This window comes from Aliiruegeria sabulilitoris (genome assembly GCF_001558155.1).
Taxonomy (GTDB): Bacteria; Pseudomonadota; Alphaproteobacteria; order Rhodobacterales; family Rhodobacteraceae; genus Tropicimonas; species Tropicimonas sabulilitoris.
The window spans coordinates 382,848-398,717 of the sequence record NZ_LOAS01000001.1 but is presented as its reverse complement, the minus strand read 5'-3'; the positions used below and the strand labels follow the sequence as shown (position 1 = coordinate 398,717).

The window sequence follows — 15,870 nt, the reverse complement described above, 5'->3', positions numbered from 1 at the left end:
TCCGTTCGAGCCGCTTCGGACGTTGGGGCGCTGCTTGGCGGCCCTCTGGTCACGAACCGATGCGTTCGACCGTCAAGTTTCCATTGGTGTAGACACAGATATCCGCCGCGATCGCCATGGCCTTGCGCGCGACCTCTTCGGCGGACATCTCGCTATCCATCATGCTCCGCGCCGCTGCGAGCGCGAAATTGCCGCCCGAACCTATCGCCGCGATCCCGTGTTCGGGTTCCAGCACATCGCCGGCGCCGGTAATGACCAGCAATTCCTTGCCATCCGTCACGATCAGCATCGCTTCGAGTTTCTGAAGGTATTTGTCCGTCCGCCAATCCTTGGCCAGCTCCACTGCCGCCCGCGCAAGCTGTCCCGGCGTGGCTTCCAGCTTTTTCTCCAGCCGTTCCAGCAGCGTGAAGGCATCCGCCGTGGAGCCGGCAAAGCCGCAGACAACGTCATGCCCGCCAGGGTTCAACCGTCGCACCTTGCGCGCCGTGCCCTTGATCACGGTCTGGCCGAGGCTCACCTGCCCGTCGCCCGCAACGACAACCTCGTTACCCTTGCGCACACCAATGATCGTTGTCCCGTGCCAGCCGGGGAATTCGCTCTCGGCCATAGTCGTCTCCATATCTGGTCGCGCTCTATATGGTTGCCCCGCGGCCCGCGCACAACCGGGCACGAAAAAGGGCGCCGAAGCGCCCCTGTCCATGTTCACTTCCGGTCGGCTCAGACGGATTCGTCGATCCAGGCCTTCAGCGCGGCTTTCGGTGCGGCGCCGATCTTGGACGAGACAACCTGGCCGTCCTTGAACAGGAAGAGAGCGGGGATACCGCGAACGCCGAGCGCGGCCGGCGAGTTGGGGTTCTCGTCCACGTTCACCTTGGCGATCTTGACCTTGTCGCCATACTCCACCGCCAGCTCTTCGAGCGCCGGGCCGATCTGCTTGCAGGGGCCGCACCATTCGGCCCAGAAATCCACCACGACGGGGACTTCGGAATTCTTTACGTCAGCGTCAAAGCTGTCGTCGGTCACAGCAACGGTTGCCATTTACTTTCTCCTTCGCATCAGGCGTTGCAGCGGAACGTAAGGAGCGCCCCTCGAAGCGTCAAGGCAAGGCAGCTCTGCTCACGGCAGCGTGCAGCATTTCGTCGGGCAGTGGCATCAGGCGGCCGCTGCGCGTCCAGAGGATCGCGCACTCGACCCGCCGCCCCGGAAAAACCTGTTTCAACGCCGCCGCATAGGCGCCCATCTGCCGCAATAACCCCTCCGGGGTTTCGCTCGCCGTGACGGGTTCCTTGGCATTGGTCTTGAAATCGACGGCCAGAACCGAGTCCGGACGGATAACGAGCCGGTCGATGGCGCCATGAACGCGGCGTCCGGCCAACTCGGAAAGGCTGGCGGAAATGTCGACTTCCGCCAACGTGTCTTCGCTGAACAGGAACTCCAGAGCCTCGTTTTCGAGGATATGGCCCGCCTCCTCGAGCAATCCGGTTGTCTCGGCTTCCAACACGTCCGGTCCGAGTATGGACTTGACCGCATCCGGCCAGCTTCCCGCCGCGAAATTCGGCAATTGCTCCAGCAAGAGGTGGATCCGGGTGCCATGCAGCTTGGCCTCCTCCTCGGACAGACCCTCGGAGTCGCCGAAAACGATCTTGGCGCCGCCGAGATCGGAAGGAGACAATGTCCCCTCTACCCGGATCGGAGGGGCGGCCATGTTGTTGGCCCAGACCGGCAATACGGCGGTTTGTTGGCTTTCGCCGTCCATCCCGTCGGGGCGACAAGCGCTATCCCATGCCGCGGCCTGCAACCGCAGCCCCTGGCCCGCCGGGAAATCCTGCGCCCCGGCCCCGGCTTCCTCGAGCCCGGCGCGAACCTGCTCGTACCAGCTATCCCCGGCTTTTCCGAGATCGCCTGCCGCAGCCACGATCAGCCATTGCTCCGCCCGTGTCATCGCCACGTAAAGCAAGCGTTGGGATTCCTCGGCACGCTTGTCGATGGCGGCTTGTCGCAAGGCATTCACCGGCTCCGGGCTCTGTGCCTTGGCGACGTTCCAGAGCGGTGCTCCATCGGTGGGCAGCAGGTCGCCGCGAAACTCGCGCGACTGCCGTCGGTTGCCGCAATCGGGCAGGATCACGATGGGGGATTCCAGCCCCTTGGAGCCATGCACGGTCATCACCCGAAGTTTACGCCCCCGCCCCTCGGCACGCCGCTTCACATCGACCTCGGCCCCTTCCATCCGGGCCAGAAACCCTGTCAGGCTGGTCGCCTCAGCCTGTTCGAAGGCGAGCGCCTGCGTCAGCAACGCATCCACGCCGTCCGAGGCCTCCTCGCCCAGCCGCGCCATCAGCCGTCGCCGCCCGTCATGGCGCGTCAGCAGCCGCTCGATCAGGTCATAGGGGCGCAGGTAGTCTGCTACATCGCGCAGATCGCGCAGGATTGCATAGGCTTCGGGAAACTCCTTCTGCCGGCGGCGTAGCGCGGCCCAGAGATACTCCTTCTCAGCCCGTTCCGTCGCCAGCTCGTAAAGCGCCGCTTCGCTCCAGCCGAACAGCGGCGAACGCAGCGCTTCGGCCAGTGCAAGGTCGTCCTCCGGCATGGAAAGGAAAGCCAGCACCGAGAGGATGTCGCGTACTGCGAGCTCCTCGCCCAGTTTGAGCACATCGGCCCCCGCCACATCGAGTCCCTGCCCCTTGCAGGCCGCGATAATCTCTTGAAACAGAGAGACATTGCTGCCGCCGCCGCGCCCCTGCACGAGGATCAGGATATCGCCCGCATGGATCGCGCGCGGATGGAAACCGCCATCGTGCTCTTCCCACAAGAACCCGCTGTTCACCATTTCCCGCGCTTGCCGGGCGACATGCTGGGCCAGTTCGACGACATGATGTTCGTCGCTGACCATGTCGACAGGGTCGTACCATTCCCGCTTTTCGGGTTTGGGCTTCGGCTCGATCACCGGCCAGAGATCCACGCGACCGGGAAGACCGGTCTTGAAGGCCAAATGACTCACCGCGCCGCCCATGCCATGGGTGTTGTCCGCGCCAAAGGTCACATCCACCGTGCTCAGGATCTCCCCCGAGGATCGGAAGGAGTATTTCAGCTCCAGTTGCTGCAGGGTCAGGTCGATATGCGTGAGCTTTTCGGCGAAAGCCTGGCGCATGTTGATAAACCCGGTCGGATCGGCCCCCTGGAAGGAATAGATCGACTGTTTCAGGTCGCCCACGACGAAGATCGAGCGCTCGCCTGCTTCCGACACGCCCGTTCCGGCGGTAAATTCGCGCGTCAGGTGCTCGATCACCCGCCATTGCAGGGGGCTGGTGTCCTGCGCCTCGTCGACAAGGATGTGGTCGATGCCGCCGTCGAGCTTGTAGAGCACCCATTCGGCCACGCCCTCGCGGGCCAGAAGCGCCTCGGCCTTCTGGATCTGGTCATCGAAATCGAGCCAGCCGCCAAGGTCCTTCTGCCGGGCGTATTCTGGCAAGAAGGCGGCCGCGAAGCGGTGCAGGATGTGCGATTTCAGCGCCACGTCATGCGCCATGAAGGCCTGTTTCGCCGCCGCCACAGTTTCGGCCAGAGCATCGACATCCTCTTCCAGCGGTCCGAGGTCTCTGCGCGCGTTCTTGGTCAGAACCGAGGGCTTCGGCTGGTTCATGTTGTCGCCGGACGCATAGAGGAAGCGCTTCACCAGCAGGGTGAATGCCTCCGCGTCGAGCCCGGTTGCGCGCAGGTTGCGCAATTCGATGGCGAATTCCTGCATGGTCTTGGATTGGGCGGAAAGCAGATCGGCCACCTGCTCCATCGCCGGGTCTTCCAGCGCGGCGGCGATTTCAGCCAGAGTGCTTTCCGGTGAGAACCCTTCGGGCAGACCGACGGTGCGCAGCGTGCGACTCCAATCGGGCGGTTCCTTGAACTGCTCGCGGCTGGAGGAAAGCTGAGCTGCCAGCCCGGTCATGTCCGCATCGCTCACAAGGGCGGCCATCTCGGCAAAAAGCTCCGGTTCCTGCGCGGCGACATGGTCCAGAACCTGCACCTGGAGCCGGGCGGCGGCCTGGTCGTCCATCTCGGAGAACCCGGGGCTGACGGAAGCCTCCAGCGGGAAGCGGCGGAGGATCCCGGCACAGAAGGAGTGGATCGTCTGAATCTTCAACCCGCCCGGGGTCTCGATGGCACCGGCAAAGAGACGCCGCGCCTTGGAGAGCGTCTCCGCGTCGAGCGCAACCGGTACACCCAGCTTGCCGAGCGCCGTGCGCAGGTCCACGTCTTCCAGCATCGCCCACTCGCCGAGCCGCTTGAACAGGCGGTTCTGCATCTCCGAGGCCGCGGCCTTTGTATAGGTCAGGCAGAGGATGTTCTGCGGCGGCACATCGCCCAAGAGCAGCAGCGCCACGCGGTCTGTCAGCACCCGCGTCTTGCCCGATCCGGCATTGGCCGAAAGCCAGGTCGAAGCACGCGGGTTCGCGGCTTCGATCTGCTGCTGCGTCGCCTCGTCGAAACCGCTCATGACGTCTCCTCCGGCCCGACCATGATCCGTTCGACTTCGCTGGTCAGATCCCATTCTCCGTACCGTGCGAGGTGATCGTAATCGCCCGCGAAATTGGTCAGCTGCGCGGCGCGGATCGAGCTATAGCCCTGCTCGCGGTCCCGATAGCGTGTGATCAACTCCCGCAGCCCGTCCAGCGTGACATCGGCAAGGCGCCCCTCCTGCGTGTCGATATCGAGCGGACGGTCCTGCCCGCTGGCGCCGATGGCGATATAGCCCAGCTTTTCAACCGGCGCCTTGGGTAGAGCCGTGAACCCGTCCTGCTCAAGCATCGCCGCTTCCAGCGGGAGCTGTTTCTCGAAATGCAGCACCATGTCCTTCGAGGGCGGTTGGCCGGATTTGTAGTCATACACCGCGTAGCCGCCACCTTGCAGCCGGTCGATCCGATCGGGCCGCGCGATCAGTGTGAAATCGAGATCGGACAGATCCAGCCGCCCCCAGTCTTCGGTCAACGCCGGTTCGCCTTCCTCAAGGCGGGCAAATTCTCCGTCGATGATCCGATCCGCCACGGCCATGAGCCGGGCATGCCAGAGCGCCTGCATGGACAGTACCGGCGTCGCTCGGGCAAGCTCCTCGCGCGCGATACCGGACAGGCACTGCCGGGCAGCGTCCCGGTCGCCATGCCAGGTTTCGCGCGCGACCACGAATTTCTCCATGATCTCATGCAATGCGATGCCGCGCATCCGCGCATCGGGTTCCGGCGCTAGCGGGTTCAGCTTTCGCAGCCGCAGGATGTGGCGGGCATAGACGGCGTAGGGGTCGCGGATCAGTTGCGTGATCCGCGTAACGGCCAGTTGGCGCGGGCGCACAGCGACAGGCGGGCAGGGGGAGGGACGCGGTGCGCGGGGCAGGGCTACATCGGGTTGTTCGAGCGCGGACGCGCCGCGAAGCCAGCTTTGCCCGCGCGCTTGCATCCCCGAAAGCGCCTCTGCCCCCTCCGGGCCAAGCCCGCCGAGCAGGTTGGTAAGCCGGTTGAGCCAGCGTGAAGGAACGGTTTCTGCTTCCTCGTCGCGCTCCGGCCGGGTGAGCATCACCTCGCGTGCCGCGATGGCTTGTTGAAAGTCATGCGCCGACAGGCCGATCCGGCGTTCCGGGCTGAGCAAGCCTGCCTCCCGCCGCATCGGCCGGTTGAGCCATGTATCGGGCGCTGGCAGGTCGGGCCAGGTGCCATCGGTCAGCCCGGCCAGAATGACCAGATCGGCACCGCCGACCCGCGCCTCCAGCGTGCCCCATATCATGACGTTGGGGTGGGGGCGCACCGGGTCCAGCACGTTGAAGCCCGACAGGTGACCATGCAGAAGTGTCGTATAATCGCGGGCGGTCATCGCCCCGCCCCGGTCGCCGGCATCGCGCAGCGCCTGCATGGCGCTGGCCGCCGTCTCGCCGGCATCCTTCGTCCAGAGCTTGCCGGTATCCTCTCCACCAAATCCTGTGGCCAGCCTTTCTGCCAGATCAAGATGATGGGCGACGTGGTCGGAGAGGCTTCCCGCCTTGCCGCGCGGGACCGAGGCCAGCAGACCGGCGAGCCATTCGGCCCAATTCTCGCGCCCATCTTTGACCTTCTGATCCTCGGCGAAGCCGCGCAATTTCTCCGCGTCGGGATGGCTGGTGCCCTTGCCCCGCAGATACAGCTCCAATTCTCGCGTCCAGCGCAGGTGCGGCCCACGTATTTCCTTGGACGACGCCGTGATCGGGTGCTTGAGCAGGACGAGCAATTGGGGCAGTTCCGGCGCCGTTTCGAGCAATTGCGCGACATGGCGCAGGAAGCGGCCGGGCGCGGCCTGATGCAACGGTTCGCCGGCGCTGTCATCGGGCTCTATTTCCCAACGTTGAAGCGCGGCGGTCACGCGACGAGTGAGCATACGATCCGGGCTGATCAGGGCCGCTTTCTGCCCATCCTCGACTGCCTTGCGCAGGCGCAGGGCGATCGCTCCGGCTTCCGCTCGCTGGTGTGGCGCTTCGACAAGGGTCATGCCGGCGGTTGCCTCGGTCAGCTCGGTCAGGCGTCGCCCTTCATTCCGCCACTGGTCGGTCACGGGCGCCGGGCGCAGCGCAAGCGACAGCAGGCGATTGCGTTCCGGCACCATGGGCGGGGTCTTGTCCCAAGGGATGACCTCGTCCGGCGCAAGTTCCAACGCATCCATCAGGACCCTGAAGCGATATTGCGGATGATCCTCGGCGGGAATGCCCCGCTCCAGCGCTGTCCAGACAGCTGGTGGCTGATCGAAATCGAAGCCGGGCAGGACAACATGCCCGTTGGGGAGCCGCGCGACAGCCTCCATCAGCATCCGCGTCGCGCCCCGCGAGCCGGTCGAGCCTGCAATGAGGATGGTTCCCTTCGGCGGGCTGTGTTTCCAGCGCTCCGAAAGCGCCTTCACGATCAGCCGCCTGCGGGCTTCCGAGCCGGCGAGGCGATCCGAGCTGTCGCCGAAATAGGTGAAGGCGGCTTCGACAATCGCGCGGCCCTGCTCCCAATGCCGGGCAAAACCGCCGACATCCAGCGCGGCGAGTGCTTCGGGCCCAACGCCCTCGCCATGCATCTCGTCCAGCAGCGCGGCGAGGCTTTCGGCCAGGTCGAACACGGCAGAGCGCGGCGCAAGCTCCGGGTTGGTCTCGATCAGGCTCATCAACAGCTCGGCCAGGTCGAGTTTCAACTCCAGCGGCTTGAGCGCCTGCGGGATCTCGGGAAAATCTCCCGCGTCCGAGAGCTCCGACAGAAGACGCAGCTTCGGCAGCAGGCGCGGCGGGCCGGCATCGAACTCGTCGCGAATGCGGCGCAGCATCCGGCCGCTATTCACATAAATCGTGCAGCGCGCCCAGGCGGTCGGGTCGCTTTCCGGAAACCGCGCGGCCAACCCGGAAACGAGCGCTTTGGGGTAGTCCTGCCCCAGTCCGACGGCGAAGAGTCTGCCGCGTTCATCCATCGGTCTGTCCGTTCAGCATCCGCTCGGCGGTGGCGATCCCTTCCGGGCGGCCAACATCGCACCAGTTTCCATCATGCAGCAGGCCGAACAGCCGCCCGGCTTCCAGCATCCGGTCCCAGAGCAGGTTGAGCGAAAACGCGTCCTGTCCGATTTCGTGCAGCCCTTCCGTCCGCAGGATCTGCGCCCCGGTGTAGATCGCGCCGGGTCCACGCTGCAGGCGTCCGTCCGGTCCCGCCCGAAAATCGCCCGCGCCGCTGTGACCCCGCGCATTTTCCGGCGCGACCAGCATCAGAAGGGCATCCATCCTGTCGGGATCCCAGGCGGCACGCAGGGCAGCGAGCGGGTTCGCACCGGTCCAGACCGCATCCGTGTTAAGGGTGAAGACGGGGTTGCAGCCAAGCAGTGGCAGGGCCTTGCGCAGGCCGCCACCGGTTTCCAGAATATCGGGGAGTTCCCTTGAAACGGCCACGTCGGAGCGTTCGGAGAGATGGTCTTCGATTTGATCGGAATGGTAATGCGTGTTGACGACCTTGCGCGGCACGCCCGCCGCGTCGGTCAATGCCAGCGCATGGTCGAGCAGTGGCCGCCCGGAAACTTCCAGCAGTGGCTTGGGACGGTTTGCGGTCAGGCTGCCCATCCGGGTTCCGAACCCGGCGGCAAAGAGTATCACGGCGTCGGGCATGTTCCGCATTTCTCCCTGATGGATTGGAGCACTTCTTCGCTGGGCGCGGGAAGGGTCTCAGACACGAAATCCGCGATATCGGCAAGCGAAGGATGGGTCAGGTCACGTTGCAGATGGGACCAGACGCGCGGGATCAACTCAATGTAATGCGCCTTGCCAAACTGCATGCAAAGCCGTGCGAAAACGCCGAGGATTCGCAAGTTCCTTTGGGCGCCCAGCGTGGCGCAAGCCAGCGCAAGTTCCTCCGGCGGGAGGCCTCCCAGTTCACTGAAGCGGGCAAGCGCGGCCTTCCGGGCGGGTTCCGAGACATCGCGTCGGGCATCTTCGAGCAGCGAGATCAGGTCGTAAGCCGGATGGCCGGCAAAGGCGTCCTGGAAATCCAGCAAGCCCACCCGCCGCGCGCCCTGCCGGTCGGGAAGCCAGAGCAGGTTCTCGGCGTGAAAATCGCGCAAGGCCAGAACCGGCGGCGTTTGAGCGAGCCTGTCGAGATGCGGACGGAGAAGTCGGCCGAGGGTTTGCGACGCGTCGGCTGGAACGGTTTTCCCGGCGCCCGCCGCATAACAGCTCAGCACGAGACCGACAGCCTGCGACATTTCCCGTGGTCCCAGCGTTGGAAGGCCGGTGGGTGGCGCGTGGCGGTGCAGTTCGACAAGCACATCGACGGCGGCTTCATAGAGACCGGTTTCCCGCGCGGAATCGTCTTCGATGAGGCGCGCAAAAAGGGCGTCGCCGAAATCTTCGAGCAGCAGAAATCCAAGTTCGGGGTCTTCGGCGAGGATCTGGGGAGCCGACAGCCCGCTATCGGCGAGGAAGCGTGCGATCCAGCAAAAAGGGCGGATATCCTCGCCGGTTGCGGGAGGTGCATCCATCAACACCGCGGTCCCCAGCGAAGGGTCACTCAGGCGAAGATAGCTGCGGGCGGAAGCGTCCCCGGCCAGCGGTTGGGCGCCGGCCGCGCCCCATCCGCAGGAGGACAGGAAGCGGTGTCGATCAGCCTGTCGTGTCATCGGGACCCTTCACTGCTTTCTCCACCCGCATGAGCCTGTCCTTCCAACGCAGCGCCGGTCCACGCAGAACGACGCGCCGACCTTGCCCCTGTTCCGAAAGTTCGATGTCGAGCGCATCTCCCGGTGCGTCCGGGCCAAGCCTGTCGGGCCACTCGACAAAACAGATCCCGGTTTCAAACCCCTCGTCCAGGCCAAGTTCCATCACCTCCGATGGGTCGGCAAGACGGTAAAGATCCGCGTGCCAAAGCTCGGTATCGCCCGCCGGGTAGGTTTGGACGAGCGTATAGGTTGGTGAAGGAATATCTTCGGCCGCCTCACCGTTTTCTTCCATCAGGCATCGTATGGCGGAACGGGCAAGGTGGCTTTTGCCGGCACCGATCGGGCCGGACAACAACAGGCAGTCGCCCGGTTCCAGGAGCCGGGCCAGATGCGCGCCAAGCTGCGCCGTCGCTTCCGCATCGGGAAGGTCGATGGTGCATTCGTACAGGGATATCTGGCTTTGCCCGTTCATGGGCGCAGACTAGCGTTCTGCCCCATGCCTGCAAGCCGCAATGGGGGCCGCGATCAGCGCAGCGCGACGGGCATGCGTGTCCAGATCTTTGGCGGCGCGTCGTCGTTTCCGGAGGCTTCGTTCACGATCGAGAAGGAAACCAGCGTATTATGCCCGATCAGAGGCACGAAGCGGCAATCCATAAGCAAGCCATTCGTACGCCGGATCTGGACGGTCCATTCGGCCCGTTCATGTGTTGCGCCGACGAAATCCCGCAGATCGCCCCAGGCAGGGCTCGGCGCGCAGGAATTCTGCCACAGTCGCGTGGCCTCGATGATGCCGGTATCGCCGAGCATGGCGTTAGGATCGTGGTCCCACAGGTTGCAGTAGGCGGTGTTGAACTGAACGAGAGTGCCGGATGCGGAGAACACGGCAATGGCTTCCTCTACGCCATCGAGCACCGCTTGTCCGAGCTCAAGCTCGGCGCGAAACTGGCGCGTCAGGGTCATTTCATCGCTGATGTCTTCGAACAGGAACGCAATCGCGCCGTCGGGATGCGGCCTGCCGGTGACGCGATAGGTCTCGCCGGTCGGGAGTGACCAGGTTTCCTGATAGGTTCCGGACGCTGCCGCGCTTTCCAGATCCACGATTTGCTGGCGCCACTGTCCGAAATCCTTGGGCTCTGGCGCGCGTTGCTTTTGCCGAAGCTTGTCCAGGAATTCGAACAAGGTCGGCCTCGCGCTGAGAAATTGCGGCTCAAGTGCGGACAGGTCCGCGAGGGCCGGATTGAACAAGGCGAGGCGGCGCTCGCGGTCGAACACGGCGAGGCCTGTTGGCAGATGCGCGAATGTCTTGGTCAGCGTCTGAACGAACTCGTGCAGGGACGTCTCCGCCCGCACAAGCGCGTCAGCCGGCAAGGCAAAACCCAGCGTTTCCTCGCCGACGGGCTCGAAATAGCAGTCGAACCACGCTTTTTCCGATCCCGGCAGTTCTATCGACATCCGTTTCGGGGACCGCGCCTTTTCCATGCCGCAAGCTCGATGATCAAAGATGCGGGGCAGTGGCCAGCTGATCGTTTCGTCCTCTCCAAGCGACCGCTCGGCGAGATCGACATAGGCGCCATTGGCCCAGCGTACCTGACCGGCGGCGTCTTCCTTCCAGCCGAGCATGGGCGCGAGATCCACGACCTTCTGCAAGGTGTCGATCTCTCCGCCGGAGATGGCATTTCTCAAGCTCTCGCTCGAACTCGAGTCGGAATGGGGGTTTGCCTTTATGACGATGCGCGCCAGGCCGCCCCGCCACTCCGCCTCGAGCGCTTCGCCGGTCGGGCCGTGGATCACGAAATACTGGCTTTCGGCCAGGGTTCCGATCCTGTCGTTGAATTCCGCGAAACGGTGCTCCAGAACGGCCAGAAAGCGTGGCCAGTCCGCCAGGAAATCCGGCCCGGTTTCAAGCAATGCGCGTGCGCCCGGGCTGGCATCTACAAGGACCTTGTCCTGAAAGAGAAAGACGACCTCTTCGTCGAGTGTCTCTATGGGGCTCCAGGAGATCTTCCGGCTGGGCTGAAAGTAGGAGATCACGATCAGGGCCAGCATGGCCGTTCCCAGGGACGATACAACCATGACAAGACCAAGAGTCAGGTCGATCTGCTGCATCAAGTGAAAGCCTTCTGCCTGGGTTTCGGTCGATCTACTCTTATGAGATCAATAGTTAACCTCTCGTTAAGGATAGCGGCTCACCCCACCCGGAACGGCAGATTTTCTCCCAGGCCTTCGCTTGTATCGGAATCGTCCGCTGCAATGTCGTCCCGGTTCCAGGCGACCTCGATAATAGCGCCGCTGCGCTCCGGCCGCTCGGCTTCGGTCAGGAACGGATCGGATCCGTTGGAAAAGGTCAGGGTTCCACCGGAGCGCTCCAGCAGGGTCTTGGCAATGAACAGGCCGAGCCCCATGCCTTCGTATTCAGGCCGCTTGGCACGCTCGGCCGAGGATTTTCGGATCCGCATGAAGGGGTCGCCAATCCGGCCGAGGGCCTGCGGCGGGAAACCGTGGCCGTCATCGGCAATCCGGATGATGATCTGCCTGGGCGTCCAGCGGGCATCCACCCACACATTTTCCCGCGAGAAGTCGACGGCATTCTGCACGAGGTTCCGCAACCCGTGGATGATCTCCGGCCGCCTGTGAACGGAGGGCTGCCTGCTCCCACCTCCGGGGCCCGGCGAAACCTCGAAATGAAGCGTCTTGCCACGGTCGCCATGCGGCTCGGCTGCTTCGCGGATGATCGTGTCCAGCGGCGCCTGGCGCATGTGCAGATCGTCCTTGCCGGCCCGTCCCATGGAACGCAGGATGTCGCGGCAGCGATCGGCCTGATCCCGGATCAGTTCGGCATCCTGGCGCAAGATCTCGTCATCTTCGAGTTCCTCGATCAGCTCCGCGCTCACCAGCTTGATCGTGGCCAGCGGGGTTCCCAGCTCATGCGCCGCCGCTGCCACGACACCGCCGAGATCGGTCAGCTTCTGCTCGCGTGCCAGCGCCATTTGCGTCGCGACCAGCGCATCCGACATTGAATGAACCTCGTTCGCCACGCGCCGGGCATAGAGCGCCATGAACCCGATGCCGACCACGATGGAAATCCAGAAACCGAAGCGGAAAATGTCGGGAATGCTCAGCAGCGTCCCGCTTTCGGTCCGCAAGGGCAGGTAGAAAAACCCGATCAGCGTGATGAACAGGATGGCGGCGCCGGCCAGAACGGACGTGTAATGCAGCCTCAGGGTGGTCGCGGCAATCGTCACAGGAGCCAGAACCAGAAGGGCAAACGGGTTGTTCAGCCCCCCGGTCAGGTAGAGCAGGAAGGCCAGCTGCGAGAGGTCGAACAGCAATGTCAGGAAGGTTTCGTGTTCCGACAGGCGCTTGTTCTGTGGATAGACGAACACGGCCAGCAGGTTCGCCACGATCGCCACGCCGATTGCCAGAAGGCAAAGCCCAAGCTCGAGTTGAAGCCGATAGACGCTCAGTGCGATCACGATGGTGGTGAGTTGCCCCGCGATGGCAACCCATCGCAGAACGATCATGGTGCGCAATCTTACCCAATGGCTTCTCGACATTCCGTCGAAAACCGGGAAGGAAGGTTCAGCCATTTGTGCTCCTGTGTCTCGACAAGGCGTTGCGTGCGCCTTTGATAGCGAGACGCTGGGGTATCGGCAAACGGGTTCGAATCCGGAGTTGAGACGATGAAGACCAGCACCATTGCCATACTGGCCGGCGCGACGGTGATAGCCGTGCTCGGTGGGATGACCGCGTTCGTGATGACCGGCGAAAAGGACGCGTTCGCCGAATGCCGTTCCGGCGCGGTGGCCGCCGGACCCGGGGGAATTGGCGGGCCGCTGGAGCTGGTGAGCGAAACCGGCGAGACGGTGACTGACAAGGAAATCTTCACCCGGCCGTCGCTGCTATATTTCGGCTATACCTATTGCCCCGATGTCTGCCCGATGGACACGGTGCGCAATGCTGAAGCCGTGGATATCCTGAAGGAGCGCGGTCTCGACGTGCAACCGATCTTCGTGTCGGTGGATTATGGCCGGGATGACGCGCAGTCGATGAACGACTTCACTTACAACATCCATCCGGACATGCTCGGGCTGACAGGATCGGAGGAGCAGATCCGCGCGGCGTCGAAAGCCTACCGGACCTATTTCAGCATCCGCGATCCCGAGGACGAGTATTACCTGATCGATCACTCGACCTTTACCTACCTGGTGCTTCCGGAGACCGGGTTCCTTGAATATTTCCGGCGCGAACTGACGCCGGACCAGCTGGCCGACAAGGTTCAGTGCTTCCTCGAAAAGCTGTGAAACAGTGTTTTGCGTTGCAAAGACGCCACTTCCGTCGCGCAACTGTTTGACGCTGCGGCGTCGTGACACTAGTGTCCGGTCGAACAACAAGAACTCAAAGGTTAAAGCCGGAGGCTGCCGATGGTGGAGCGCGAACTGCAGGATATCGGCGAGGACAAGTCGCTTCTGATCGTTGACGACGACGAGCCATTCCTGCGCCGTCTGGCCCGTGCCATGGAGAAACGTGGTTTCGAGCCGGAGATGGCCCAGTCGGTCGCGGCCGGCAAGGCCGTTGCGACGGCCCGTCCGCCGGCCTACGCGGTTGTCGATCTTCGTCTGGAAGACGGAAATGGCCTCGACGTGGTTGAAACCATTCGGGAAAAACGCCCCGACGCACGCATTGTCGTGCTGACGGGGTATGGCGCCATCGCCACCGCCGTCGCGGCGGTCAAGATTGGCGCGACGGATTACCTGTCTAAGCCCGCCGATGCGAATGACGTGACCGCGGCGCTTCTGGCCAATGGCGATGCGCTGCCGCCGCCGCCGGAAAACCCGATGTCGGCCGACCGCGTGCGCTGGGAGCATATCCAGCGGGTCTACGAGCTGTGCGACCGCAACGTCTCCGAGACGGCGCGGCGGCTCAACATGCATCGCCGGACGCTGCAGCGGATTCTCGCCAAGCGCAGCCCGCGCTGAGGCGATGACAGACCGGATGACGAAAATGCGAAAACCGGCCCTCGTGGCCGGTTTTTTGCTGCTCACCGGCTGCATGTCCGGCACGCCGCAATCAGGGCCTTCGGTTTCAGAATACCGGTCTCCAGTGGCTGAACCCGTCTTCACGCAGGACGGGATCAATGCCGGCACGACCGGACAGGAGATCGATTTCAATCGCGCCGAGCCCGGGGTCATCACCGCGATGTCCAAGCTGATGGGCGCGGGGCCGGTTTCGGTCAGCGCGGCCTGCTCCGGGTTGCGGGAGGCGCGTTGGAAGGATGGCACTACGCTGTATTTCGAACCGCGCGCCTATGATCCGGCCGCTTTCGTCGGCTGGCAACGTGGGGCCGAGCGGGCGGGACGAACCTGCACGGCCTGACGGCGCAGGGGCTATTCAGCGTTTCCGGCCAATGGTGGCAAACTCTCCATGAGCCTGTCGAAAACATCGCTGGCGCGTTGCGCGGCGGCTTGCATGTCCGATTCCGTCCCGGTCAGGCGCATCTTCACCAGACAGTCGCCCCAGGCATGAACGGTCAGGAAATTGTTGATAAAGGGTTGGGTATCGCTCTCGGTGTAGAGATCCATCCGAAAAACGACAGTTTCCGCCGTGTCACCGCGTTCGATGCGCTCGAATCTCGGCTTGTCCTTTGGCCGGTGACCAAGCGACTTGTTCACCCGCAGAACATCCTGTGCGCCGACAAAGAAATACTTCTCGGCGAGCGCTTCGTCGACCTCCGAAGCGTCTGCATCGAAGAAGAATACGGACAGCGCCTCCGGGTCCGGGTAGTCAAAGCGCATTCCAAACCCAAGGCCGGGTGCGTCATACTCGGTTCGCTCGACCTCCAGGGCCGAGTCCGCGATGTCAGGCGTGTTTTCGAACAGTGTCCGGCACCAGTCGTGATCCGCCTGCGCGGTCGCCGCGCACAAGACCAGCGGGGCGACCAACCCAATGATAGATTTCATGTTTCGACTTCCCCGTTGCTCCACCCGATGGCGTCAGGTTGGCATCGTCACGCGATGCTGTCGAGAAGCTCTTTATGTCGTTGCGTGAAAGCCTCCCGCGTTTCGACCGGCGGGCGCAGATGCAGCACCAGCCCGTCGATGATTGCCGGGTCCGGCTTGCCGAAAAACTTGTTGGATTCGGCAATCGAGAACCCGGCCAACTGAGTCGCTTCCAGCCATGCGCTGATCCGGTCCGCCTTTTTGATCTTCTTTTTCACCGTGACGGGGATCTGCGCGGGCAGTCCGAAACGGATATGAATCGCCGCCGTCAACCGTTCGTCCAATGCACCGTAATTCGCGCCGATTGCGGCCTTCACCGGCGAGATCATGTCGCCGATCACGTATTCCGGAGCATCGTGCAGCAGGGCCGCCAGCCGCCATTTGGCCGGCGCATCGGTCACCAGCCGGCCGAAGATCGCTTCCACCAGCACGGAATGCTCGGCCACCGAATAGGCAAAATCGCCCTTTGTCTGGCCGTTCCAGCGCGCCACGAAAGCCAGCCCGTGGGCAATATCCTCGATCTCGATATCCATCGGCGTCGGGTCCAGCAGATCCAGACGTCTGCCGGACAACATGCGTTGCCATGCGCGGGGAGCTTTGGCCATGAAGCACATCCTTGGGTGTTGCGGCTTTGTTCCGGCTGCGTATCGAAAACTCCGCGCGATGTGTAGCCCCGAGATCGGTCGGACCCGCA

General features: G+C 63.5%; 14 protein-coding genes. 3 read left to right on the top strand and 11 right to left on the bottom strand.

Annotated features, from left to right (window positions below):
- Window positions 1-49: 49 nt before the first annotated feature.
- From hslV to regB, 9 genes are all read right to left on the bottom strand, one after another.
- Window positions 50-607, bottom strand: coding sequence for an ATP-dependent protease subunit HslV (gene hslV / locus AX756_RS01810; RefSeq protein WP_068307810.1), 558 nt, complete (start codon window positions 605-607; stop codon window positions 50-52).
- Window positions 608-717: 110 nt separating this feature from the next.
- Window positions 718-1,038, bottom strand: a complete 321-nt coding sequence (trxA, locus tag AX756_RS01805; RefSeq protein ID WP_068307809.1) for a thioredoxin — start codon at window positions 1,036-1,038, stop codon at window positions 718-720.
- A gap of 58 nt (window positions 1,039-1,096) precedes the next feature.
- Window positions 1,097-4,489, bottom strand: coding sequence for a double-strand break repair helicase AddA (gene addA, locus AX756_RS01800; RefSeq protein WP_068307807.1), 3,393 nt, complete (start codon window positions 4,487-4,489; stop codon window positions 1,097-1,099).
- Window positions 4,486-7,452: a double-strand break repair protein AddB gene (gene addB / locus AX756_RS01795; RefSeq protein WP_068307804.1), complete on the bottom strand. Its 2,967-nt coding sequence runs from the start codon at window positions 7,450-7,452 to the stop codon at window positions 4,486-4,488. Before addB ends, addA begins: the two co-directional genes overlap by 4 nt.
- Complete coding sequence (locus tag AX756_RS01790; RefSeq protein WP_068307802.1) at window positions 7,445-8,143, bottom strand: nucleotidyltransferase family protein; 699 nt, start codon at window positions 8,141-8,143, stop codon at window positions 7,445-7,447. The genes addB and AX756_RS01790 overlap by 8 nt, the downstream gene beginning before the upstream one ends.
- Window positions 8,119-9,141 carry an aminoglycoside phosphotransferase family protein gene (locus tag AX756_RS01785; RefSeq protein ID WP_068307800.1) on the bottom strand — a complete coding sequence of 341 codons (1,023 nt, stop codon included), beginning with the start codon at window positions 9,139-9,141 and terminating at the stop codon, window positions 8,119-8,121. Before AX756_RS01785 ends, AX756_RS01790 begins: the two co-directional genes overlap by 25 nt.
- A complete protein-coding gene (tsaE, locus tag AX756_RS01780) occupies window positions 9,125-9,652 on the bottom strand; it encodes a tRNA (adenosine(37)-N6)-threonylcarbamoyltransferase complex ATPase subunit type 1 TsaE (RefSeq protein WP_068307798.1) in 528 nt (175 codons plus the stop codon). The genes AX756_RS01785 and tsaE overlap by 17 nt, the downstream gene beginning before the upstream one ends.
- A gap of 53 nt (window positions 9,653-9,705) precedes the next feature.
- Window positions 9,706-11,286 carry a PAS-domain containing protein gene (locus AX756_RS01775; RefSeq protein WP_068307794.1) on the bottom strand — a complete coding sequence of 527 codons (1,581 nt, stop codon included), beginning with the start codon at window positions 11,284-11,286 and terminating at the stop codon, window positions 9,706-9,708.
- 80 nt (window positions 11,287-11,366) lie between these two features.
- A complete protein-coding gene (gene regB, locus AX756_RS01770; protein WP_068307792.1) occupies window positions 11,367-12,767 on the bottom strand; it encodes a sensor histidine kinase RegB in 1,401 nt (466 codons plus the stop codon).
- 93 nt (window positions 12,768-12,860) lie between these two features.
- Here regB and AX756_RS01765 point away from each other — a divergent pair, with 93 nt between their 5' ends.
- The 3 genes from AX756_RS01765 to AX756_RS01755 all read left to right on the top strand — a co-directional run bounded on the left by AX756_RS01765 (window position 12,861) and on the right by AX756_RS01755 (window position 14,553).
- Window positions 12,861-13,481 carry an SCO family protein gene (locus tag AX756_RS01765; protein WP_068307790.1) on the top strand — a complete coding sequence of 207 codons (621 nt, stop codon included), beginning with the start codon at window positions 12,861-12,863 and terminating at the stop codon, window positions 13,479-13,481.
- Window positions 13,482-13,601: 120 nt separating this feature from the next.
- On the top strand, window positions 13,602-14,156 hold the full coding sequence (locus tag AX756_RS01760; protein WP_068307788.1) for an ActR/PrrA/RegA family redox response regulator transcription factor: 555 nt from the start codon (window positions 13,602-13,604) through the stop codon (window positions 14,154-14,156).
- Between the two features lie 25 nt (window positions 14,157-14,181).
- Window positions 14,182-14,553 carry a hypothetical protein gene (locus AX756_RS01755; protein ID WP_156461356.1) on the top strand — a complete coding sequence of 124 codons (372 nt, stop codon included), beginning with the start codon at window positions 14,182-14,184 and terminating at the stop codon, window positions 14,551-14,553.
- An 11-nt stretch (window positions 14,554-14,564) separates the two neighbouring features.
- On the opposite strand, the gene AX756_RS01750 is transcribed toward AX756_RS01755, so the two are convergent.
- Window positions 14,565-15,137, bottom strand: a complete 573-nt coding sequence (locus AX756_RS01750) for a hypothetical protein (protein WP_068307785.1) — start codon at window positions 15,135-15,137, stop codon at window positions 14,565-14,567.
- A gap of 47 nt (window positions 15,138-15,184) precedes the next feature.
- Window positions 15,185-15,781, bottom strand: coding sequence for an HD domain-containing protein (locus AX756_RS01745; RefSeq protein ID WP_068308163.1), 597 nt, complete (start codon window positions 15,779-15,781; stop codon window positions 15,185-15,187).
- Between the last annotated feature and the right edge of the window lie 89 nt (window positions 15,782-15,870).